Below are 22,627 nucleotides of genomic sequence, written 5' to 3' on the forward strand. Positions count from 1 at the left end.
GCGGGCGGCCCGGCCGTCCGCCATGATCCCGTGTTCAGGGGAGGATGCGGCATGATGGCGCCCCCCGCCCGCGCCCGAGCCCATCCCGATGCCCCATACCGCCTCGCGTTCCAGCCGTTGGCAGTTGCCTGCGCTCGGGGTGGCGATCGTGCTGATCGTGGTCGGCCCATTCCTGATCATGCGCGCGGCGATCGGCGAGGCCGAGGACGCCACCGTCGAGGTGGTGCACACGCGCGAGGTGCAGACCCTGGTGCAGGCGATCTCTGCGGACGCGCGCAGCCTGGAGGCGGCGGCGATCGCGCTGACCCGCGGCATCGATTCGCCGCTGCTGCGCGAGCGCATCCGCGATGCGCGCGAGCGGATCATGCCCAATGTGGCCGCGGTGCTGGAACTGACCCAGGACAACCCGGCGCAGCAGGCGCGGCTGGGCGCGCTGCGCAACATGCTCGAGCAGCGTCTGGCGCGGATCGACAAGGTGATCGATGCCGAGCAGGCGGCGACCAATCGGCAGATCGACGAGATGATCGTGCTTTACCCGATCCAGCGGCTGGTGACCGAGGCGGTGGCCGAGGAAGAGGTACTGCTGCTGGACCGCAAGGCCGCGGCCGCGCGCGCCAACCGCGATGCCGAGCTGTCGAGCTGGGTGGCGATGGTGGTGCAGTTGCTGCTGCTGGCCGCCGCCATTTACTTCGCGCTGCGCCAGCAGACCGGCCGCGTGGCCGCCGAGCGGCAGGCGCTGAGCGCGAGCGGCCGGGCGCTGGCGGTGCTCGACAGCGTGCGCGAGCCGATCGTGCTGGTCGACAAGCAGCAGCGGGTGGTGATGCACAACGCCGCGTTCGCCGAGCTCTACGGCGTGGACGACGACGCCCGCGGCCATGCGCTGGCCGAGATCGGCGACGGCGCCTGGCAGGACGCCGAGACCATACGCCGGCTGCACGACGTGCTGGCCCGCAACCGCGAGCTGTGGGATTACCGGCTGAGCCAGGCGACGGTCGACGGGGTGGAGCGCACGATGCTGCTCAATGCCCGGCGCATGCCGCTGCCCGACCGCGACGATGCGGTGGCGTTGATCACTGCGTCCGACGTGACCGCGCAGAGCATCAGCGAGCGGCAGATCCGCGAGCTCAACCAGCAGTTGGAAGGCAAGATCGAGCAGGTCTCCGACGTCAACCGCGAGCTGGAGGCCTTCAGCTATTCGGTCTCCCACGATCTGCGTGCGCCGCTGCGGCACATCGCCGGCTTCGCCGACAAGCTCGGCCGCCATCTGGGCGAGAACATCGACGAGAAGAGCAGCCACTACCTCAATGTCATCGGCGGTTCGGCGCGGCGCATGTCCACGCTGATCGACGATCTGCTGGTGTACTCGCGCCTGGGTCGCAGTGCATTGCGGCTGCAGAGCGTGGACCTGCAGACGATGGTGGCCGATGCGCGCGCGATGCTCGACAGCAACGCGAAGGCCGAGAAGCCCGACCACCGGATCGAGTGGACGATCGCGCCGCTGCCGATCGTGGTCGGCGACGAGAACATGCTGCGGCAGGTGTGGCTGAACCTGCTGGGCAATGCGGTCAAGTACAGCAGCGGCAGCGAACCTGCGACGGTCGAGGTCACCTGCCGGCGGCTGGACGACGGCGGCTACGAGTTCTCGGTCCGCGATAACGGCGCGGGCTTCGACATGCAGTACGCGGGCAAGCTGTTCGGCGTGTTCCAGCGCCTGCATTCGGCCAGCGAGTTCCCCGGCACCGGCGTCGGGCTGGCCAGCGTGCGGCGCGTGCTCGGCCGCCACGGCGGGCGGATCTGGGCCGAGTCGGCCCCGGGCCAGGGCGCCTCGTTCTTCTTCACCCTTCCCGCCTCCGCCCAGGAGCCGGGCCTTCTGTCCTCACCAGGAAAACAGCAATGAGCGAAATCCGCACCATCCTTCTCGCCGAGGACAGCCCGCACGATGCCGAGATGGCGATCGATGCGCTGCGCGAGGCCAATCTCGCCAACCCGATCGTGCATGTCGAGGACGGCGTCGAGGCGGTGGACTACCTGTTCCGCCGCGGCAAGTTCGCCGACCGCGCCGAGGGCGATCCGGCGGTGCTGCTGCTCGACATCAAGATGCCGCGCATGGACGGCCTGGAAGTGCTCAAGCAGCTGCGCGACCACGAGACGCTCAAGCGCATGCCGGTGGTGATCCTGTCGTCCTCGCGCGAGGAAAGCGACCTGGCCCGCAGCTGGGACCTGGGCGTGAACGCGTACGTGGTCAAGCCGGTCGATGTCGACCAGTTCTTCGACGCGGTGCGCACGCTGGGCAAGTTCTGGGCCGTGCTCAACGAAGTGCCCGAGGAAGAGTGAGCCCGCATGGCGGACGATGAGGGACATGGCGCGCGGGCTGGACGCCTGCGCGTGCTGATCGTCGACGATTCGCGCGACGATGCCGAACTGGCCGAACTGGCCCTGCGCGACGCGGGGCTGGCGGTCGAGACGCGACGGGTCCACGGCGAGGCGGCGCTGGTGGAAGCGCTGGAGGCCTTCGCCCCGCGCGTGGTGCTGTCGGACGTCAACCTGCCCGGATTTTCGGGCGCCGAAGCGCTGGCGCTCACCCGCCGTCTGCGCCCCGGCGTGCCCGTGGTGTTCATGACCGGCTCGGCCTACGGCCTGCCGGGCGACGACTTGCCCGAGGGCGATGCGCTGGTCCACAAGGACCAGCTCGACCGCCTGCCGGCCACGCTGGCCCAGGTGCTGGCGGCGGGGGACGGCGAGGCGGAATGAGGGCGGTGGGATTAGGGCGAACGCCCCTTGCCCCCACCCGGCACGCGGCGCGTGCCGACCTCCCCCGCGATGCGGGGGAGGCAACTGATCGCGCGACGCACTTGGCGCCTTCCCCCGCGATGTGGGAGAGGTGACTGATCGCGCGACGCGGTTAGCTCCTTCCCCCGCCTGCGGGGGAAGGCTGGGATGGGGGACGCTTTCTACGCGGCGCTGGTCTAGCAGCATTCCGCTGAAGCCCCTACCCCCACCCGGCACGCGGCGCGTGCCGACCTCCCCCGCGATGCGGAGAAGGTAACTGATCGCACGACGCACTTGGCGCCTTCTCCCGCGATGTGGGAGAGGTGACTGATCGCGCGACGCGAGGCAATTGATCGCGCGACGCACTTGGCGCCTTCCCCGCGATGCGGGGGAGGTGCCTGATCGCGATACCGCGGGCGGGCGCAGTGCCTTTGGGCAAGTCATGTCACCGGATGCGTGCCGTGACGGCAGGGCGCGAACAGATCCAGATCGGCCGCATAGGCCTGCGTGCGTACATCGAAGGCGCCGAGCACCGAATGGAACAGCGCGTCGTGGCTTGTGGGCTGCGTGGCCTGCGCGCGTAGGCACTGCAGGTCCAGGCCCAGGTCACCGGCAAGGCCCGAGGAGACCCAGGCCACCATCGGCACGCGCAACTGCTGCGCCGGCGCGATCGGGTACGGCGCGCCGTGCAGGTACAGGCCGTACTCGCCAAGCGACTCGCCGTGGTCGGAGACGTACAGCAGCGCCGCATCGTGGCTGTCCTGCTGCTGCACGATGTCGAGCGCGCGCCCCAGGAACGCGTCCGTGTAGCGAATCGCATTGTCGTAGGCGTTGGCGATCTGCTCGGGTGTGCAGCGGCTCAGTTCGGCGGTGTGGCATGCCGGCTTGAAGACATCATGGGCAGGCGGATAGCGCTCGAAGTAGTTCGGGCCGTGGTTGCCCAGCTGATGCAGGACCACCACAAGATCCCCGGGCACGGCATCGATGCGCGCACGCAGGCCTAACAGCAGGATGTCGTCCAGGCACCGGTCGCCGTTGCACAGCGTCGGCGCATCGGTGGGCTGCATGCGTTCGATGCCGGTGCCGTCGCACACGCCTTTGCAGCCCGACTGGTTGTCGCGCCAGCGCACTTGCACACCCGCGCGCGCGAGGACGTCGAGCAGCGACTCGTGGGCGCGAATGGCGGCCTTGTCGTAATGCCGTCGGCCGTAGGGCGAGAACATGCAGGGCAACGACACCTCGGTGCTGGTGCCGCAGGCTTCGACGTTGCTGAAGTTCACCACCTCGCGCCGTGCGAGTTCCGGTGTCGTCTGCCGCCTGTATCCGTTGAGGCCCCAGTTCTGCGCGCGCACGGTCTCGCCGATCACAAGCACCAGCAGACGCGGTTTCTCGCCGGGTGCGCGCATCGCGCGCGCGGCATCGGCCGCAACGGTCAGACGCTGGCCGGCAGGAGGATCGGGCGCCTGGGTGAGTGCGCGTACGGTGGAGACGACCAGATTGCCGGGCGTGATGCGATACCGCAGTGCGTGGTCGCTGCGCATCAGCGCGAAGATGCCCTGCGAAGACAGCAACACAGCCAGCGTTGCCAGCAGCGCCATCGCGCCCAGGAACAAAGCGCGTGCCGCGCATGCCTGCCGCCATGGACGCGACGCAATCCGCACCCAGGCCAGCACCAGCAGTGGCGGACCGGCCTGCAACAGCACGTGCAAAACCAGCCATGGCGACAACATCTCGCGGCTCTCGGCTGGATCGGTGTGCAGCACGTTGAGCATCATCTCCACGTCGAACAACACCGCGTAGTGGCGCATGTAGAAGGTGCCCACGGCGGTGGCGACGACCAGCACGGCGAGCAGCGGGCGCAACATGGGCCCGATCGCGAACACACCCAGCAGCAGCGCATGCAACGCGAACACCGCGACTGCCAGCGACGCGAGCAGCCCCGGTGAGGCGCCGTCGTGGACGGCCGACTGCCAGAAGGCGGCGTTGCAGATCGCGACGAAGTACAGGCAGGTGCCGGCGAGCAGGGTTTCCGGCGCGACCTGCGGTCGCACCCACCATCCGCTGCGCTGCGTCAGTGCGGCCGGTGCACGGCAAGGGCGCGCGCTCACCCGTGGGCCTTGCGTACAGCGCGCGACGGACCCGGTGCAGGCGAACCGCTGTCGGTCTCGCCGAGCTGGGCATGCAGACACAGCCGCGCCAGCGCGGCCGCGACCAGCCAGCACAGCGTCAGCGACCACAGATCGTGCGAAAGGAAATGCGCGCCGCGCATCTGTTGCACGCCACCGAAGCTCAGGCCGAGCACCAGGCCGACAGCCAGCGCCAGGTGTCGCCAGCGTCGCAGCGCAGGGCCCGCGGCACTGCACGCGAAGTAGGCGGCCACCCATGCATAGCCAGCAGACGCGTGCGCGGCCGGGAAGCATGCGGCCTTCCCCATCGACGCAGGACGGGGCGCAAACGCCGGCAACCACGGACGCGTCCCGCCGTAACGCTGCAGGTCCCAAGGGCAATCGATGCCGGTGTGCGCCTTGAGCGAGGCCACCAGCAGACAGGCCAGCGGGACCGCGGCCAGCAGGTATCCCAGTGGCGCGCGCCACCGGTGCGGCAACACGCCGGACCAACTCAGCCCCCACGCGGCGGCGACCAACAGCCAGCATCCGATGCTCAAGTGGCGCCCGCCCGTGTGCATCAACCCTTCGCTCCACCACGCGTCACGGGCGGCCCATACCCCGCCCTGCCAGGCATACAGCCGGTCTGCCCACCACGCGTCGACGTCGAGCACGGCCATCGCGGCGGTGAGCACACACGCGACGACGACCACGCCCAGCAGCGCCGGCGCGCGTGTCCACTGCGCGGCACTCACAGCACGCAGATCCAGACCGCGGCGTGCAGCAACAGGCTCAGTGTGACCGCGGCCGAACCGGCGTCCTTGGCCTTGCCGCTGAGCGCATGCCAGTCACTGCCCACACGATCGACGACCGCCTCGATCGCTGTGTTGAGCAGTTCGACGACCCATATCAGTCCCAGGGTGACCACAAGCAGTGCGCGCGCCATCGACGACAGGTCGAGCGCGGCGATGAGCACCAGCAACGGCACCGACAGCAGCAGCTCCTGGCGGAAGGCCGCCTCGGTCCGCCACGTCGCGACGAGACCTCGCCAGGAATGTCCGGCTGCCCGCAGGAGGCGGGTCGCACCGGTGAAAGGAACAGAAGACATCGGCCAATTCCGCCGGGGAGCCGCCCCGGCTTGCGCGGCGCAGCATCGGCGGCGCCACGTCGGAACGCGGTCGGAGAGAAGTTACTCGCGGATTAAGGCATCGACGCAGGCGCCGGCCGAGTGCACGCGGTTCAGGGTTTGGCGACGCGCGGCGGGCCGCACGACGCAGCGGCGTGTGCGATGAGGAGGTGCTTGATTGTGCGATGTGCTTGGCTCCTTCCCCCGTTTGCGGGGGAAGGCTGGGATGGGGGCGCTTACTGCGCTGATACTCGCGAAGCTTCACTCCGCTGAAAGCCCATGCCCCCACCCGGCACGCGACGCGTGCCGACCTCCCCCGCGGTGCGGGGGAGGTGCTTGATTGTGCGATCTGCGTGCCAACCTCCCTCGCGGGGCGGGGGAGGTGATTGGTTGCGCAATGTGCGTGCCCACTTTCCCCGCAGTACGCGTGAGGTGACTGATCGCGCGGTGCGTTTGGCGCCTTCCCCCGTTTGCGGGGGAAGGCTGGGATGGGGGTGCTTTCTGCGGTGTTACTCGCGAAGCTTCACTCCGCTGAAAGCCCATGCCCCCACCCGGCACGCGACGCGTGCCGACCTCCCCGCGGCGCGGGGGAGGTGACTGATTGTGCGATGTGCGTGTCGACCTCCCCCGCGGTGCGGGGGAGGTGACTGATTGTGCGATCTGCGTGCCGACCTCCTCCGCAATGCGGGGGAGGTGAACTGCCGGTCAGGCGCCCTGTTGCTGGGCCTTGCGGATCTGGGCGTCGACGGCGGCGATGGCGGTCATGTTGACCACGCGGCGCGGGGTCGCCGAGGGCGTGAGGATATGGGCGGGCTTGTTGACGCCCATCAGGATCGGGCCCAAGGCCACTCCGCCGGTCATCACGCGGATCATGTTGTAGGTGATGTTGGCCGCGTCGATGTTCGGGAACACGAACAGGTTGGCGCGGCCGCTGAGCGTGGTGTCGGGCAGCATGCGGCGACGCAGGGATTCGTCCCAGGCGGTGTCGCCCATCATTTCGCCGTCGCACTCGAGCCGCGGGGCGCGGCGCGCGAGGATCTCGCGCACTTCGCGCATCTTGCGGGCGCTGGGGTCGTCGTGACTGCCGAAGTTGGAGTGCGAGAGCAGCGCGATCTTCGGCTCGATGCCGAACAGCTTCAGGCGGTAGGCGGCCTGGATGGTGCTCTCGGCGATCTGCTCGGCGGTCGGGTCGGGCTGGACGTGGGTGTCGACGAAGAACCACAGGCCCTGGTCGTTGACCACGCCGGTCATCGCCGAGGTGCTCTGCAGGCCCGGGTCGAGCGACAGCACGCTGCGCACGTAGCCGAGCTTCTTGTGGAAGCGGCCGACGATGCCGGTGATCATTGCGTCGGCCTCCCCGCGCTCGACCATGATCGCGGCGATCAGCGTCGGGCGCGAGCGCAGCAGGTTCTTGGCCGAGTCGGGGGTGACGCCGCGGCGCGAGGTCATGGCGTGGTAGTGCTGCCAGTACTCGTTGAAGCGCGGGTCGTCGTTAATGTTGGTCAGTTCGAAGTCGCGGCCGGCGACCAGGCGCAGGCCCAGGCGCTTGATGCGCATGTCGATGACATCGGGACGGCCGATCAGGATCGGGGTCGCCAGGCCTTCGTCGACGACGGTCTGCACCGCGCGCAGCACGATTTCCTCCTCGCCCTCGGCGTAGACCACGCGCTGGCGGTCGCCGCGGGCGCGGTCGTAGACCGGCTTCATGACCAGGCCGGTGCGGTGAATGAACTGGCCGAGCTTTTCGCGGTAGGCGTCCATGTCCTCGATCGGGCGCAGCGCCACGCCCGACGCCATCGCGGCCTGGGCGACAGCCGGGGCGACGATGGTCAGCAGCCGCGGGTCGAACGGGCGCGGGATGATGTATTCGGCGCCGAAGCTGGGGATTTCCTCGCCGTACGCGGTGCCCAGGTCGCTGGCTTCTTCCTTGGCGAGCTGTGCGATGGCGTACACGCAGGCGAGCTTCATCGCCTCGTTGATGCCGGTGGCGCCCACGTCCAGGGCGCCGCGGAAGATGTAGGGGAAGCAGACCGCGTTGTTGACCTGGTTGGGGTAGTCCGAGCGGCCGGTGGCGATGATCGCGTCCGGACGCACGCGCTTGGCGTCCTCGGGCATGATCTCGGGGTACGGGTTGGCCAGCGCCAGAATCACCGGGTTGGGCGCCATCGTGGCGACCATCTCGGGCTTGAGGATGCCGCCGGCCGACAGGCCGAGGAACACGTCGGCGCCGGCGACGATCTCGGCCAGCGAGCGCGCAGGCGTGTCGCGCGCGTAGCGCGCCTTGGCAGGGTCGAGGTCGGTACGGCCGGTGTGGATCACGCCGTCGCGGTCGAAGGCGAGGATGTTCTCGGGCTTCAGGCCCAGGGCGACGAGCATGTCCAGGCAGGCGATGCCGGCCGCGCCGGCGCCGGTGGTCGCCAGCTTGACGTCCTCGATGCGCTTGCCGGCCACTTCCAGCGCGTTGACGATGGCCGCGCCGACGATGATCGCGGTGCCGTGCTGGTCGTCGTGGAACACCGGGATCTTCAGCCGCTCGCGCAGCTTGCGCTCGACGATGAAGCACTCCGGCGCTTTGATGTCCTCGAGGTTGATGCCGCCGAAGGTCGGCTCGAGGCTGGCGATGATCTCCACCAGCTTGTCGGGGTCGCGCTCGTCGACCTCGATGTCGAACACGTCGACGCCGGCGAACTTCTTGAACAGCACGCCCTTGCCTTCCATGACCGGCTTGCCGGCCAGCGCGCCGATGTCGCCCAGGCCCAGCACCGCGGTGCCGTTGCTGATGACCGCGACCAGGTTGCCGCGCGCGGTCAGCTCGCTGGCGGCGTTGGGGTCCTTGACGATCTCCTCGCAGGCGTAGGCCACCCCGGGCGAGTAGGCCAGGGCGAGATCGCGCTGGGTCAGCATCGGCTTGGTCGCGCTGACGGTGATCTTGCCGGGCGGCGACAGGCGGTGATAGTCGAGGGCGGCCTGGCGGAAATCGTCGTTGGACATCAGATTGGTCTTGGCTGTTAAGGAAGCGGGGGCAGGCCCGTGATTCTACCCCCCGCGACCGCGTCGGACCCGACGCGGGCGGATGGTGCGCATCGCGCAGGTCAGAACACGACCTGGGCGCGGACGTTGACGGTGTTGCCCGAGTCCGGACCGCGATAGCTGCCGACCTGGTTGTCGGTGGTCCAGTGCACATAGTTGAGCATCAGCCGCGACCAGTTGTTGAGGTACCAGTTCACGCCCAGGGTCCAGGCGTCGCCCTCGCCGCCGCGACGGGCGTCGGTGAAGTCGAAGCGGTCGAAGCGCGCGGCCAGTTCCCAGGCGCCGATGCCGCCGTCGGTGACCGGTCGTGCGACGCGAGTGGTGCCCCAGACGCCGGAGCGGGCGCTGAAGCCGGGCTTTTCGCCGGTGAGCAGCCAGCCGGCGTAGACCGAGGTCGCCTTCTGGGTGAAGTCGTCGGCGGTGCGCGAGGCGATGGTGCGCTCGGCGTATTCGGCGAACGCCCAGCCGCTGCGCCAGGTGCCGCCGAGCTCGGCGCCCCAGATGGTCTCGTGGCTGACACCGGCGATCGAGCTGGCGGACACGCGCACGTTGTCGTTGAAGCTCGAGGCGATGCGCGGGACCTTGTTGATGCTGGTCACGTCGCTGCCGAAGTCCTCGTACACGGCCCAGCCGCCCAGGTGCAAGAAGCCCTGCGCGCGCTTGATCGGGTTCCAGTGCACGCGCGTGGTGACGGTCTGCGAGTCGCTCTGCGCGCCGGCGTTGCCGATGTCGTCGCCGGTGAAGCCCAGGCTGTAGTGCCAGTTCTGGCCGATGAGCTTCATCTGCGCGCCCAGGCCGAAGTAGCCGCTGTTGGGCGCGCCGATCGAGGCGACCGCATTGCGCTCCATGAAGGGCGTGCGGGTGAGCGTGGTGCTCGAATCGATCGCGCGGTCCTTGAGCTTGTTGCCGATGTAGAACTCGGCCGGCAGGTTGCCCAGGCGCGTGTCCCACGACAGATAGGCGTCCTTGATGCTGACGTCGTTATCGGCGAAGTCGGCGTCGATCTTGTAGCCGAGCGCACCGATGGTGCCTTCGGCGCCCAGGCGCACCTGGCGCATCTCGGTGCCGCCGATGTTGCGATCGGCGAACTTCGATCCGTTGGTCGACGACCAATCCATCATCACCCGGCCGCGCGGGTGGAAGGTGAAGCTGCGGTCGCCGTTGCGGAACTCCGGCCCGCCGCGGCGCCAGCTGGTGTTGCCGCCGCCGGTGCCGCCGCTGGCGGCCAGCTGTGCGACCTGCGCCTGCAGGATCGCCAGGTCGTCCTGGCGGGTGTCGGCGACGGCCGCGGCGACTTGCGCGTCGGTCGTGGACGCAGCCGCGGGCGCCGTGGCCACGGCGGTCGTCGGCCGATCGGCCTCGAGCGCGGCCAGGCGCGCGTTGAGCTGTTCGAGCTGGGCGGCCTGGGCCTGCAGCATCTGGGCCTGCTGCTCGACGAGCGTCCGCAGCGCGGCCTCGTCCTGGGCGGTGGCGTCGAAGGCGGCCGTGCCGAGGGCAAGGCCGATGGCGGCAGCGAGTGCCGCAAAGCGCAATGAATGCATGTGTGTCCCTCCCCGGGATGGTGGCGTGGGCGCGGCGGTCAGTCGCCGTCCGCGTCGTCGATGTCCTCGTCCGGCACGTCGGCGGCCGGGACAGGTGCGGTATTGCCGAGCAACGGCTGCAACGACACTGGCGCGCCCTGCATGAAGCCGTGGCTGCGCGCCCAGGTGGCGAACAGACGCGGCCACTGCGCGACCAGCGCGCCCGGCCGGCCCAGGCCCCAGCTGTGGCCGCCGCGCTCGAAGATATGCATCTCGGCCGGCACGCCCTTGGCGCGGGTGGCGTTGAACATCGTCAGGCTGTGGCCGACATCGGCGATCGGGTCGTCGGCGGCATGCACCAGGAACACCGGCGGCATGTCGGCGCGCACGTGCGATTCGACCGAGTAGGCAGCGACCGCGTCGGACTGCGTGCCCAGCTCGCGGCGCGAGCGGGTGGTGTCGAGCGGCGCCTGCAGCGACACCACCGGATAAAGCATCGCCAGGAAGTCCGGCCGTGACGAGACGCGGTCGGTGGCGTCGAGTGCGGGATAGAAATCGTGGTCGAACCGCGTAGCGAGGATGCCGCCCAGGTTGGCGCCGGCCGACGAGCCCATGACGCCGATCTTCTCGGGGTCGATGCCCAGCGCCCCGGCCTGGCTGCGCAGCACGCGCAGCGCGCGCTGGCCGTCCTGGAACGGCGCGACCGCCGGCCAGCCGTCGCCGGGCAGCCGGTAGTACAGCACCGCGGCGGTGGTGCCGATCGAGGCCAGCCACTGCGCCATCGGCGTGGCGGCCGTGCCGACCTGGATGCGGAAATAGCCGCCGCCGCCCAGGATCAGCACCGCGGTGCCGTTGGGCTGCGCCGGCCGGTAGATCTCCATACGCGGCTCGGCGATGCGGGTCACCGCGCCCAGCGCGCTGCCCTCGTTGCCGACCTGCTCGGGGCCGGTGACGCTGGTCGGCAGGTGGCCGGCCGGCCACAGCGGCACGGTCTGCGGGCCGGTCTGCGCCTGGGCGATGCCGGTGCAGGCGAACAACAGGCCGGCGATGGTGCCGGCCCAGCGGTGTGTGGTCATGGATCCCCTCCCGTGGTGGTGCATGTGGATGGTGCGACGTGCGGCGGTCAGTCGAGCGCCAGGACCTCGCGGTCGCCGGGGCCGGCCGCCGGATCGGGCGCGGCCATCACCGGCGCCGGTGTGCCGTCGAGCGCGGCGTTGAGGGCGTCGCGGTCGAGCGCATTCTCCCAGCGCGCGATAACGACCGTCGCGACCGCGTTGCCGATGAAGTTGGTCAGCGAGCGGCATTCGCTCATGAAGCGGTCGATGCCCAGGATCAACGCCATGCCGGCCACCGGCACCGTGGGCACCACCGACAGCGTGGCCGCCAGGGTGATGAAGCCGGCGCCGGTCACGCCGGCCGCGCCCTTGGAACTGAGCATCGCCACCAGCAGCAGCGTGACCTGCTGCCACAGCGTGAGTTCGGTGTTGGTGGCCTGGGCGATGAACAGCGCGGCCAGGGTCATGTACAGGTTGGTGCCGTCGAGATTGAACGAGTAGCCGGTCGGCACGACCAGGCCCACGACCGATTTCTTGCAGCCGGCCTTCTCCATCTTCTCCATCAGCGAGGGCAGCGCCGATTCCGAGGACGAGGTGCCCAGCACCAGCAGCAGTTCGGCCTTCAGATAGCGGATCAGCTTGAGCACCGAGAAGCCGCAGCCGCGCGCCACCGCGCCCAGGATCACCAGCACGAACAGCAGCGAGCTGACATAGAACGTGCCCACCAGCCAGGCCAGGTTGACCAGCGAGGCCAGGCCGTACTTGCCGATGGTGAAGGCGATCGCGCCGAAGGCACCGATCGGCGCGGCCTTCATCAGGATGTGCACCAGCTTGAACACCGGCGTGGTCAGCGCTTCGAGGAACGTCAGCACCGGGCGGCCCTTCTCGCCGGTGAGCGCCAGTGCGATGCCGAACAGCACCGCGATGAACAGCACCTGCAGGATGTTGCCGTCGACGAACGCGCTGACCAGCGTGCCGGGGATGATGTCGAGCAGGAAGCCGGTCAGGGTCAGCTCGTGGGATTTCTGCACGTAGCCCTGGACGGCGGCGGTGTCGAGCGTGGCCGGGTCGATGTCCATGCCCGCCCCGGGCTGCACGACGTGCGCGACGACCATGCCGACCACCAGCGCCAGCGTCGAGAAGCACAGGAAGTAGGCCATCGACTTGGCGAACACCCGCCCGACGGTGCGCAGCTGGGTCATGCCGGCGATGCCGGTGACGATGGTCAGGAAGATCACCGGCGCGATGATCATCTTGACCAGCTTGATGAATGCGTCCCCCAGCGGCTTGAGCTGCTCGGCGAAGGCCGGCGAATAGTGGCCGAGCAGCGCGCCCAGCGCGATCGCGACCAGCACCTGGACGTACAACTGGCGATACCACGGCAACCGCGGAGCGGCCGGCGTGGCGGCGGGAATGGCGTGCATGCGGAGGATCCGGTTGGCGCGTCCGTCGACATGCGGGCGCTCGGCGAGGCTGTGTTGTACGCCCGCACGCCGGATCCGCCGATAGCGCATTGGTGTTATGCGGCGCGTGCATCCGCCCGGCGCACTGCCTAGACTGCCCGGCCCACCCGCGCCCTGTGCCCACGAGGTTCCCCCATGCGCCTCACCCTCCCGCTGCTGCTGGCGCTCGCCGCCGGCACGTCCCCCGCGTTCGCCCGCGCGTTCGACGACTGGCCGACCGGCTACACCTTCGGCGACGGCACCCACGTCGCGGCCACTGCGAACTTCGCCTGGGACACGGTGGATTTCAGCGGCGACCCGCACCTGGTCGACGATGACGGACTGCGCCGCCGCGAGTTCGGCGCGACGGCCAAGAAGGCCGGCGTCTGGGATGCGATGGTCTATTTCGACTTCGAATCCAGGACCTGGCTGGACGTGTTCGTGCGTGTGGAGAGCCAGGCATTCCTGGGCCGCGACCTGGGCACGCTGCGCGTGGGCTACATGAAGGTGCCAGTAGGGCTGGAGGGCGTGACCGCCTCGCGCGCCGGCACGTTCATGGAACTGGCTGCGCCGATCCAGGCGATCTACCAGGGCCGGCGGACCGGTGTGGAGTGGACCTACGAGCAGCCGGCCGCGCTGTTCCAGGTCGGCGGCTACGCCGGCCAGGACCTGCACGGCGACAATCACGGCCAGACTGTGGCCGCGCGTGCGGTGTGGACGCCGCGCAAGGCCGACGGCGACGTGCTGCACCTGGGGCTGGCGGCCTCGCGCGAGAACCCGGAGGCCTGGACCGACGGGCGCGGCGATCGCTTCGCCCCCACCGCGCGCCTGCGCGCGCGGCCCGGCGCGGGGCTGACGCCGGTGCGCCTGGTCGACTCGGGCGAGCTGACACCGGTCGATCACATCCGCCGCACTGGCCTTGAAGGCATCTGGATCCGCGGGCCGGTCTCGCTGCAGGGCGAACTGCTGCGCGCCGACATCGCCCGCGACGGCGGCCTGCCCGACTATCGCGCCCAAGGCGGCTACCTGGCCGGCAGCTGGCTGATCACCGGCGAGCACCGGCCGTACTCGGCCGGCAACGTCGCCAACCCCAAGCCGGCGCACGGCTACGGCGCAGTGGAGCTGGCGGCGCGCTACAGCACGCTCGATCTCGACGACGGCCCGATCGCCGGCGGCCGCCAGCACGACTGGACGTTCGGCGCCAACTGGTACCTGACCTCGCATTTCAAGCTGCAGGCCAACTACGTGCGCGCCCATGCGACCCGCGGCGGCCGCTCGACCTCGCCCGATGCGGTGGAGTTCCGCGCGCAGGTGCAGTTCTGAGCGAGCGACGCGTCGCGAACTCGCGACACGTCGGCCGTTAACCTCGCCCCATGCGATCCCCGCCCCGTGCCCGCCGCCTGCTCTGGACCGCGATCGCGATCGGCGGGCTGGTGGCGACGACCGTACTGGGCCATCGGCTCGGCGGCCACAATGCGCTGCGCCAGCAGACCGCGCTGGCGCAGCAGCAATTGCAGTTGCAGGCACAGGCGCTGGACCAGCGCATCGAGCGCTACCGCGCACTGCCGCAGTTGCTGGCGCTCGATCCCGACCTGCGCGCCGCCGTCGCAGCGTCCGTGGACGCGCCCACACGCGAGCGGCTGAACCGACGGCTGGAGGAAGCCAACCGCACCGCGCAGGCCTCCACGCTGACCCTGATCGGCGCCGACGGCACCGCGATCGCGGCCAGTAACTGGCGCACGCTGGGCAGCAATGTCGGCGAACGTTACGCCTTCCGCCCGTATGTCCAGCAGGCACTGCGCGAGGGCAGCGGGCGCTTCTACGGCATCGGCGTGACCACCGGCGTGCCGGGCTATTTCCTGTCGGAGGCGCTGCGCGACGCGGACGGCCGCGCGGTCGGCGTGATCGTCATCAAGCTCGAGCTGACCCAGTACGAAGAGCGCTGGCCGCACGCCGGTAGCGTGGTACTGGCCAGCGATCGGCATGGCGTGGTGTTTCTCGCCAGCCGGCCCGAATGGCGCTACCGGCTGCTCGCCCCGCTCACGGGCAGCGCGCGCGCCGAACTCGAGGCCACGCGGCAGTACGGCAGCCAGCCGCTGCGTCCGTTCGTCGGCACGATCGGCGACGATGCGCTGGCGCGCATCGACAACCCGGCGATGCCCGGGCGCTGGGTGTGGCAGCGCACGCCGCTGGCCGACACCGACTGGACCCTGCACCTGCTGCAGGACGCAACGCCGGTCGCGGTCGCGGCCTGGCAGTGGGCCGGCATCGCCGGTGTGTCGTGGATCGCACTGGTGTTCGTGGTGCTGTTCGCGCAGCAGCGGCTGCGCCTGGGGGCGCTGCGTCGGCGCAGCCGCGAGGAGCTCGAGACCCTGGTGCGCCAGCACGCCGAGGAACTGCGCACCGCCAAGGACGGGTTGGTCGCCGCCGCGCAGGAGGCCGATACCGGGCTGAGCCGCCGGCTGGCGCACCTGCCGCAGGGCGTGGTCATCATCGACGCGCGGCTGCGCATCGTGGCCTGGAACGCGCGCTACATCGAACTGTTCCGCTTCCCGGCCGATCTGGTGCGCGTGGGCACGCCGATCGAGGACGTGTTCCGCTACAACGCGCGGCGCGGCCTGCTCGGTCCGGGGCCGGTTGAAGAAGCGATCGAGCGTCGGCTCGACCACCTGCGCAGCGGCAAGCCGCATGCGCGCGAAAGCGAGAAGAGCGACGGCACGGTGCTGGAGATCCGGGGCAATCCGCTGCCCGATGGCGGCTTCGTCACCAGCTACGCCGACATCACCGCCTACAAGACCACCGCGCGCGAGTTGCGCACGCTGGCCGACGCGCTGGAACAGCGCATCGCCGAGCGCACCGCGGACCTGGAGCAGGCGCGCCGCGAGGCCGAGGCCGCCAACCGCCAGAAGGGCCGGTTCGCCGCGGCCGCGGTGCACGACCTGCTGCAGCCGCTCAACGCCGCGCGCATGTTCGTCTCGGCGCTGCGTGCCCGGTTGCCGAGCGCGGAGGCACGCACGATCGTCGACAGCATCGAGAGCGCACTGTCGGCGCAGGACGGCATCCTGACCAGCCTGCTCGATGTCTCGCGGCTGGAATCGGGCACGTTGCAGGCCAACGTGCACGACGTGCCGCTGGGGCCGGTGCTCGAGGCGCTGGCGCGCGAGGCCGGCGTGCTGGCGCAGGCTCGCGGCCTGCAGCTCGACGCGGTGCCCACGCACGCCTGGGTGCGCAGTGACCCGGTGCTGCTGCGCCGCCTGGTGCAGAACTTCCTGTCCAACGCGGTGCGCTACACCGCGCACGGCCGCATCCTGCTCGGCTGCCGGCGCGTCGGTACGTCGCTGCGCATCGAGGTGCACGACACCGGCCCGGGCATTGCGCCCAACCGCCAGCGCGAGATTTTCGAGGAGTTCCGCCGGCTCGACGACGGCGGTGGCGACGACCGCGGGGTCGGCCTGGGACTGTCGATCGTCGAGCGCATCGCGCGGTTGCTGGGCCATCGCATCGACCTGCGCTCGCAACCGGGCGTGGGCAGCGTGTTCTCGGTCACGGTGCCGCGAGTCGCGCCAGGCGACGCCGCGCCGGTGCCCGTGCCGGAGGCCGACGACGACGACGCGCCCTTGCGGGGCTGCCGCGTGTGGGTGGTCGACGACGCGCCGCAGGTCTGCGCCGCGACGCGCCTGCTGCTCGAGCGCTGGGAGTGTGATGTGCTGCTGGCCGACGGCCCGCACGCCGCGCTCGCCGCCGCGATGCACGGCCAGGCGCCCGACATCGTGCTGCTCGACGTGCGCATGGGCGAACACCACGGCCCGACGCTGTTGGACACGCTGTGCGAGCGCTGGGGTGCGGTGCCGCTGGTGATCGTGATCACCGGCGAGACCGATCCGGCGCTGCGCGCGCAGGCGCGCGAGGCCGGCCATGGCTTCCTTTCCAAGCCGGTGCGGCCGCCGGCGCTGCGGGCGCTGATGATGCAGATGCGTTTGCGGGGGCATTGAGCGCGGTGGCCCCCACCCAACCCTCCCCCGCATGCGGGGGAGGGCTTAGAACGCCTTGGCCACGCGCGCCCCGCATGCGGGGGAGGGCTTGTAACGCTTTGGCCACGCGGGCCGCGCCGATCTAAGCCTCGTCGTCGCGTTCGAGCGCCTTGACCAGCACCGCGGCCTGGGTGCGGCTGTGGCATTCGAGCTTGCGCAGGATCGCGGTCACATGGACCTTGACGGTGTTCTCGGCCAACCCGAGCTGGTGGGCGATCTGCTTGTTGAGCAGGCCGTCGGCCAGGCACAGCAACACCCGCACCTGCTGCGGCGTGAGCTGGGCCAGGCGGCTGGCCAGTTGGGCATCGGCTTCCGAGCGCTCGGCGGTCAGCGGCGGGAACCAGCTGCCACCATCGAGCACGGCCGCGACCGCCTGGGCGATCGATTCGGCCGGCGCCGACTTGGAAATGAAGCCGGCGGCGCCGAACTGCTGCACCCGGCGCACGGTGCGCGGGTGGTCGTTGGACGAGATCACCAGCACCGGCAGTTCGGGCCGCTCGCCGCGGAGCCAGACCAGCGTCGACAGGCCGCGGGCGCCGGGCATCGCCAGGTCGAGCAGCACCAGTTCGATGTCCGGATGGGCCGGCAGCGCGGCCTCGACGGCCGAGGCGCTGGCGGCTTCGACCACGCGGATCTCGCCCAGGCCATCGCGCAGTGCGTGCAGGACCGCGGCGCGCAGCAGCGGGTGGTCGTCGGCGACCAGAATCGTCGGAGTCTCCATCGCTACAGTCTGGCATGTCCGTCGGGCGGTGCTTTCGAGGGCACAATGGACGATCGGGACGATCGGGAGCCGGAGTCGCCATCAAGGTGCATACCGTCGCGCACATCCTCCGCACGCGCGCGGGCCGCCGCTGGCGTGGCGCGCTCGCCACGCTGCTCGCCGCGCTGGTGCCTGCCGGCGTCTGCGCGCAGGCGCCCCAGCACACTCCCTCGCTGAGCCTGGAGGTCTACGGCCTCGAAGAGGGGCTGTCGCAACTGACAGTCTCGTCGATGAGCGGCGACGATCAAGGCTTTCTGTGGGTCGCCACCCAAGACGGGCTCAACCGGTTCGACGGCCACCGCTTCCGCACCTACCGCACCGACGACACGCCCGGCGAGGCGGGCCTGGCGAGCAGCGGGATCGACAGCCTGGCGTTCGAGGCGTCCACCACGCGGATGTGGCTGGGCACCGACGACGCCGGCCTGGAGGTGGTGCACCTGCCGACCTGGACGCGGCGGCGGGTGGATGTCGATGCGGGGCTGTCGCACACGCGCGTCACCGAGATCCTGCTCGATCCCGACGGCGGCGCGTGGGTAGGCACCGAGGCGGGGATCGACCACGTCGATGCGGCGGTCGCTACGGTCCGGCCGCTGGGTGCGACCGGCGAGATCGTCGGCCTGATCAAGGCGCCGGGGCGTCCGCAGCCGGTCGGCCTGGATGCCGACTGCGGGCTGTGGACGGTGGACGCCGACGGGCTGCACGCGCTGCCCGCGTTGTCGGACGCACGCCGCTGCGTGGCGCTACAGGCTGGTCCCGAGGGGCTGTGGGTCGCCTCCGATGCCGGCCTGCACCGGCTCGATCTGAGCGGCGCAGTCCTGCGCCACTGGCCGATGACCGCGCTGGGCGCCAGTACCGCACGGCCGACAGCGATGATCCGGCTCGACGATGGCCGGCTGCTGATCGGCTTCGCCCATGGCGGCGTGGTGCAGCTCGCACCCGGCAGCGACCGCCCGCAGCAGTTGCGCTTCGACCAGCCGCCGCGCAGTGCGATCACCCGCTTCCATCAGGGGCATTCGGGCGCGTGGTGGATCGGGACCTACACCTCGGGCCTGTACCGGGCGCGTCCGCTGTCGTCGGTGATCCGCCACGACGGCGCGGGCCTGGGCGAGATGCACGACTGGCCGAGCCCGAGCATCCGCGCGGTCGCGCGCGACGGCGCGCGGATGCTGGTCGGCACCGATGCCGGGTTGCACCTGCGCGATGGTGCGGGGCCATGGCGCGCAGTGACCACGCTGGCGACCCATTCGGTGCGCGCGCTCGCAGCCGATGGTGCCGGCGGTTGGTGGGTCGGGACGCTGTCGGGGTTGTACCGGCTGCACCACGACGACCGCATCGTGCAGGTCACCGGCCTGCGCGATCCGCGCATCGATGCGCTGTTGCGCCAGGGCGACACGCTGTGGGTCGGCACCCGCGGCGGGCTGCAGCGGTTCGAACGCGGCCATGCGGTGGCCGACCCGCGTGTGGCCGCGGTGGACGGCAGCGTGGTCACCCGGCTGTATCCCGACATCGATGGCAGCCTGCTGGTGGGGACCAGCACACGCGGATTGTGGAGGCTGCGCGGCGATACGTTCGCGCGCCTGCAGCCCACCGGCGCGGGTCTGCACCGCGCGGTGTGGGCCATCCATGCCGATGACCGCGCGATCTGGGCCGGCACCTTCGGCGGCGGCCTGTACCGCATCGACCGCGCCACCGGCGCCTCGACCGCGCTCACCGATCGCGACGGGCTGACCAACAACGTCGTCTACCGGATCCTGCCCGATCCGGGCGGACGGCTGTGGGTGAGCACGAACCTGGGCCTGAGCGTGGTCGACCACGACAACGGCATCGTGCAGAACCTCGGCCGGCGCGACGGCCTGCGCAACCAGGAGTACAACAGCGGCTCGGCGTTCCAGGACGAGGACGGCCTGCTGTACTTCGGCGGCACGCTGGGGCTGGACGTGATCGCGCCGATGCAGCTGCCACGGCGCAGCGCGCCGGCGCGGCCCGTGCTCACCGGCCTGCAGTTGCTGAGCCGGCGCAGCGATCCGGAGGCGCGCCGCGCCAGTGAGACGGACATCGTCTATGCGACGAAGATCGCGCTCGACGACGAGGACGACGTGTTCACGATCGGCATGACCGCGATCGACTTCCTCGCCCCCGGCGCGGCGCAACTGCGCTACCGGGTCGAGGGCCTGCATGTCGGCTGGCTGTACCCGCACCAGGCGCGCACCGAGGTCTCGCTCAACCACCTGCCCGCCGGCCGCTATCGGCTGGAGGTCCAGGCCGCCGGCCGCGACGGCACCTTCGGCCCGTCGCGGGTGCTGGAGATGACCATGCCGCCACCGCCTTGGCGCCATCCGCTGGCGTACGCGGCCTACGCGCTGCTCGCGGCCTGCGCACTGGCGCTGTTCGTGTGGCGGGCACGGCGCGCGGTGCATCGCGAGCGCGAGCGCGCCGAACTGCTCGACCGCACCATCGCCGAACGCACCGCCCAGCTCGAGCAGGCCAACCGGCAACTGCAGTTGAGCAATGCGCAACTCGATGCGGCGACCCGGCTCGATCCGCTGACCCGCCTGGCCAACCGGCGCGAGTTGCAGGACTGGCTCGCACGCGCGGCGCAACACGTGAGCGTCCCGGCCGCCGCCGGCACGCCGCACCATGCGCTGTACTTCTTCATGCTCGACATCGACGCGTTCAAGCGCATCAACGACACCCGCGGCCACCAGGCCGGCGATGCGGTGCTGGTGCAGTTCGCGCAGAGACTGCGCGGGCTGTGCCGGGCCGACGACCTGCTGGTGCGCTGGGGCGGCGAAGAGTTCCTGCTGGCCGCGCGCCTGGACCGGCCGGAGGCCGCGGCGCGCCTGGCCGAACGGATCCGCGACGTGGTGTCGGCCGAGCCGGTGACGCTGGCCCACGGTGCGCCGCTGCCGCTGACCTGCTCGATCGGCTTCGCGCCCTGGCCGTTCTCGTCCGCGTGGCCGTCGCTCGGCGACTGGCAGCAGACGTGCGCACTGGCCGATCGCTGCCTGTACGCGGCCAAGGCCGCCGGGCGCGATGCCTGGGTGGGCCTGGCGCCGACCGCCACGCCCCGCCGGCACCAACTGCATGCCTTGTTCGCAGGCGCCGACCCGGCCGATCTGAGCGAGAGCGTGCGCTGCCTGCATTCGACCGCCGCGCTGCCGACGTTCGGGCTTTGAGCGTCTACAGCTGATCGAGCCGGATGCGGTTGGCGAACAGCGAGAACGCGAGCATCCCCGCCAGCCCGCCGGCGCGCGCCAGCCACGGCGGCAACCAGCGCGGCGGCTGCAGCACGCCGGCCTCGAACAGCGGCGCGAACCGGTGCACGTCGTCCAGGGTCATCTTGCCTGCGAACAGTTGCCGGCACAGCGGCAGCCGGCGCTGCGCCAGCGCCTGGCGGAAGAAGGTGTGCACGTCGATCAGCCCGCGCAGGTACACCGTGTCCTTGGTGAAGGCATGGCCGCCGCTCAATGGCACGCCGCGGAACACCCGCTGCGCCGACGCGAAACTCTCGGCCGGGGCTTGTCCGGCGGCGTGGAAATAGTCGAACACCTGCAGGAAATCGGCCCCATCGAGCGCCCGCGCGATCGCCTCGGTGCGCAGGCTGACCCGCTTCATGCGGGCGATGTCGAGGCTGCCGGTGATCTGCTCGGCGAACACCGCCAGCCCTTCCTGGGTCGCGGTGGTCCGCGGTGCGGCCATCGCCAGGCTCGGCAACACCGGTTGCGCGCGGCCGTTGAGGGCGGTCAACGAATGCACGAAGGCCTCGTGCTGCAGCAGTTGGGCACGGTCGTGCGGCGAGTAGCGCGCATCGGCGCGCAGCCGCAGCCGATAGGCGCCGGCGGCGGCCTTGGCGATCAGCCCGGCATCGCGCTCGACCTCGACCACGCGCGCGCCGAAGTACGCATCCAGATCCCCCTGGAGCTGCACCTGCAGCGTGGCCGCATCGACCGTCGGGTCATCGGCCTCGCCCAGCAGGGCCGGATCGTAGGCATCGGCGATCCGAAGGAAATGCCGCGCCGCATCGCAGGTCGTCAGCGCCCCGCCCGGCAACGACGCGTCGGGGCGCCCGTACAGCGCGACCGCATGTGCGGTGACCGCCCCGGTGCCCAGCGCCTCGAGCAAGCGTGCGGCGACGTCCCAGGCCTGCGCCGATTCGACCAGATACGCGCCCAGCGGATGCTCGGCATCGGCCGCCGCCGCGACTGCGTCCAGCTCGCGCCGCGCCTGCGCGAAGTCGAGCGAGGGGTAGACGACCTCCGGCATCTCACGGCGCCCGGCCGCGAACGCAGCGAGAAACCGCTGCTGGGTGTCCGGTGCCCAGCTCGCCAATCCCAGCAGCCGGATCCCGCGCGCGGCGGCGACCATGCGCGCATCGAGCGCAGCGTGATGGGCGATCGCATCGGGCATCGGCAGCTCCTGGTCGCAGCGCGGCCACTGTAGCAATGCAGCGCGGTCGGTTCGGGGCGTCCGCATTCCCACCTCCCCGCACGCGGGGGAGGGCGCACGGCGCTGCAGTGCCGAAGATCGCGACACCATCCCGGCGCGCGGGAGAGAGCACCGCGCCGCAATGCCGAAGATCGCGGCACCATCCCGGCGTGCGGGAGAGAGCACCGCGCCGCAATGCCGAAGATCGCGGCACCTCCCCCGCTTACGGGGTGAGGTCGCCGCGCGTCGCGCGGCGGGTGGGGGCCGGGGCGTTCCCGACATCCAAACGACGCGCCCTCTCGGCCGTTCGCCCCCACCCCAACCCTCCCCCGCACGCGGGGGAGGGAGCACAGCGCTGCAACAC

General features: G+C 70.7%; 15 protein-coding genes. 6 read left to right on the top strand and 9 right to left on the bottom strand.

The genetic code is table 11. The annotated features are described in order from the left end of the window. Nucleotides 1-88: 88 nt before the first annotated feature. Genes ABE505_RS15820 through ABE505_RS15830 form a run of 3 tightly spaced genes read left to right on the top strand, consistent with a single transcriptional unit; the run spans nt 89 to nt 2,751 of the window. Entirely contained in the window at nt 89-1,897 is a 1,809-nt protein-coding gene (locus tag ABE505_RS15820) for an ATP-binding protein (protein WP_346445487.1), read from the top strand. After that, nucleotides 1,894-2,334 (top strand): response regulator, encoded by a 441-nt coding sequence (locus tag ABE505_RS15825; protein ID WP_241944399.1) that lies wholly within the window; start codon nt 1,894-1,896, stop codon nt 2,332-2,334. Before ABE505_RS15820 ends, ABE505_RS15825 begins: the two co-directional genes overlap by 4 nt. 6 nt (nt 2,335-2,340) lie before the next feature. Next, complete coding sequence (locus tag ABE505_RS15830; protein WP_346445486.1) at nt 2,341-2,751, top strand: response regulator; 411 nt, start codon at nt 2,341-2,343, stop codon at nt 2,749-2,751. 458 nt (nt 2,752-3,209) lie between these two features. On the opposite strand, the gene ABE505_RS15835 is transcribed toward ABE505_RS15830, so the two are convergent. The 7 genes from ABE505_RS15835 to ABE505_RS15865 form a co-directional block, all read right to left on the bottom strand. Beyond that, complete coding sequence (locus ABE505_RS15835) at nt 3,210-4,877, bottom strand: phosphoethanolamine--lipid A transferase (RefSeq protein ID WP_346445485.1); 1,668 nt, start codon at nt 4,875-4,877, stop codon at nt 3,210-3,212. Next, nucleotides 4,874-5,629 carry a phosphatase PAP2 family protein gene (locus tag ABE505_RS15840; RefSeq protein WP_346445484.1) on the bottom strand — a complete coding sequence of 252 codons (756 nt, stop codon included), beginning with the start codon at nt 5,627-5,629 and terminating at the stop codon, nt 4,874-4,876. The genes ABE505_RS15835 and ABE505_RS15840 overlap by 4 nt, the downstream gene beginning before the upstream one ends. Then, entirely contained in the window at nt 5,626-5,982 is a 357-nt protein-coding gene (locus ABE505_RS15845; protein ID WP_346445483.1) for a diacylglycerol kinase, read from the bottom strand. The genes ABE505_RS15840 and ABE505_RS15845 overlap by 4 nt, the downstream gene beginning before the upstream one ends. A 723-nt stretch (nt 5,983-6,705) precedes the next feature. After that, nucleotides 6,706-8,991, bottom strand: a complete 2,286-nt coding sequence (locus ABE505_RS15850; RefSeq protein ID WP_346445482.1) for an NADP-dependent malic enzyme — start codon at nt 8,989-8,991, stop codon at nt 6,706-6,708. Nucleotides 8,992-9,092: 101 nt separating this feature from the next. After that, a complete protein-coding gene (locus ABE505_RS15855; RefSeq protein ID WP_346445481.1) occupies nt 9,093-10,571 on the bottom strand; it encodes a porin in 1,479 nt (492 codons plus the stop codon). A gap of 38 nt (nt 10,572-10,609) precedes the next feature. Then, a complete protein-coding gene (locus ABE505_RS15860; RefSeq protein ID WP_346445480.1) occupies nt 10,610-11,626 on the bottom strand; it encodes an alpha/beta hydrolase in 1,017 nt (338 codons plus the stop codon). A 47-nt stretch (nt 11,627-11,673) separates the two neighbouring features. Then, on the bottom strand, nt 11,674-13,029 hold the full coding sequence (locus ABE505_RS15865) for a dicarboxylate/amino acid:cation symporter (protein ID WP_346445479.1): 1,356 nt from the start codon (nt 13,027-13,029) through the stop codon (nt 11,674-11,676). Nucleotides 13,030-13,203: 174 nt separating this feature from the next. On the opposite strand from ABE505_RS15865, the gene ABE505_RS15870 reads away from it, so the two are divergent. Continuing rightward, nucleotides 13,204-14,370: a porin gene (locus ABE505_RS15870; RefSeq protein WP_346445478.1), complete on the top strand. Its 1,167-nt coding sequence runs from the start codon at nt 13,204-13,206 to the stop codon at nt 14,368-14,370. Nucleotides 14,371-14,420: 50 nt separating this feature from the next. Next, complete coding sequence (locus ABE505_RS15875; protein WP_346445477.1) at nt 14,421-17,039, top strand: PAS-domain containing protein; 2,619 nt, start codon at nt 14,421-14,423, stop codon at nt 17,037-17,039. Nucleotides 17,040-17,160: 121 nt separating this feature from the next. Here the strand turns inward: ABE505_RS15875 and ABE505_RS15880 are convergent, their stop codons facing one another. Continuing rightward, nucleotides 17,161-17,799 carry a response regulator transcription factor gene (locus ABE505_RS15880; RefSeq protein WP_346445476.1) on the bottom strand — a complete coding sequence of 213 codons (639 nt, stop codon included), beginning with the start codon at nt 17,797-17,799 and terminating at the stop codon, nt 17,161-17,163. An 86-nt stretch (nt 17,800-17,885) separates the two neighbouring features. Here ABE505_RS15880 and ABE505_RS15885 point away from each other — a divergent pair, with 86 nt between their 5' ends. Continuing rightward, on the top strand, nt 17,886-21,014 hold the full coding sequence (locus ABE505_RS15885) for a diguanylate cyclase (RefSeq protein ID WP_346445475.1): 3,129 nt from the start codon (nt 17,886-17,888) through the stop codon (nt 21,012-21,014). 4 nt (nt 21,015-21,018) lie between these two features. Here the strand turns inward: ABE505_RS15885 and ABE505_RS15890 are convergent, their stop codons facing one another. Continuing rightward, nucleotides 21,019-22,245: a flavohemoglobin expression-modulating QEGLA motif protein gene (locus ABE505_RS15890; RefSeq protein ID WP_346445474.1), complete on the bottom strand. Its 1,227-nt coding sequence runs from the start codon at nt 22,243-22,245 to the stop codon at nt 21,019-21,021. Nucleotides 22,246-22,627: the final 382 nt, after the last annotated feature.

Origin of the sequence: Luteimonas sp. TWI382, from assembly GCF_039674545.1 — a bacterium.
GTDB lineage: Bacteria > Pseudomonadota > Gammaproteobacteria > Xanthomonadales > Xanthomonadaceae > Luteimonas.

Coding starts and splice junctions, on each gene's coding strand:
- ABE505_RS15855 (WP_346445481.1), bottom strand. CDS start 10,571: ATGCATTCATTGCGCTTTGCGGCACTCGCTGCCGCCATCGGCCTTGCC.
- ABE505_RS15870 (WP_346445478.1), top strand. CDS start 13,204: ATGCGCCTCACCCTCCCGCTGCTGCTGGCGCTCGCCGCCGGCACGTCC.
- ABE505_RS15845 (WP_346445483.1), bottom strand. CDS start 5,982: ATGTCTTCTGTTCCTTTCACCGGTGCGACCCGCCTCCTGCGGGCAGCC.
- ABE505_RS15865 (WP_346445479.1), bottom strand. CDS start 13,029: ATGCACGCCATTCCCGCCGCCACGCCGGCCGCTCCGCGGTTGCCGTGG.
- ABE505_RS15860 (WP_346445480.1), bottom strand. CDS start 11,626: ATGACCACACACCGCTGGGCCGGCACCATCGCCGGCCTGTTGTTCGCC.
- ABE505_RS15880 (WP_346445476.1), bottom strand. CDS start 17,799: ATGGAGACTCCGACGATTCTGGTCGCCGACGACCACCCGCTGCTGCGC.
- ABE505_RS15890 (WP_346445474.1), bottom strand. CDS start 22,245: ATGCCCGATGCGATCGCCCATCACGCTGCGCTCGATGCGCGCATGGTC.
- ABE505_RS15875 (WP_346445477.1), top strand. CDS start 14,421: ATGCGATCCCCGCCCCGTGCCCGCCGCCTGCTCTGGACCGCGATCGCG.
- ABE505_RS15820 (WP_346445487.1), top strand. CDS start 89: ATGCCCCATACCGCCTCGCGTTCCAGCCGTTGGCAGTTGCCTGCGCTC.
- ABE505_RS15830 (WP_346445486.1), top strand. CDS start 2,341: ATGGCGGACGATGAGGGACATGGCGCGCGGGCTGGACGCCTGCGCGTG.
- ABE505_RS15825 (WP_241944399.1), top strand. CDS start 1,894: ATGAGCGAAATCCGCACCATCCTTCTCGCCGAGGACAGCCCGCACGAT.
- ABE505_RS15850 (WP_346445482.1), bottom strand. CDS start 8,991: ATGTCCAACGACGATTTCCGCCAGGCCGCCCTCGACTATCACCGCCTG.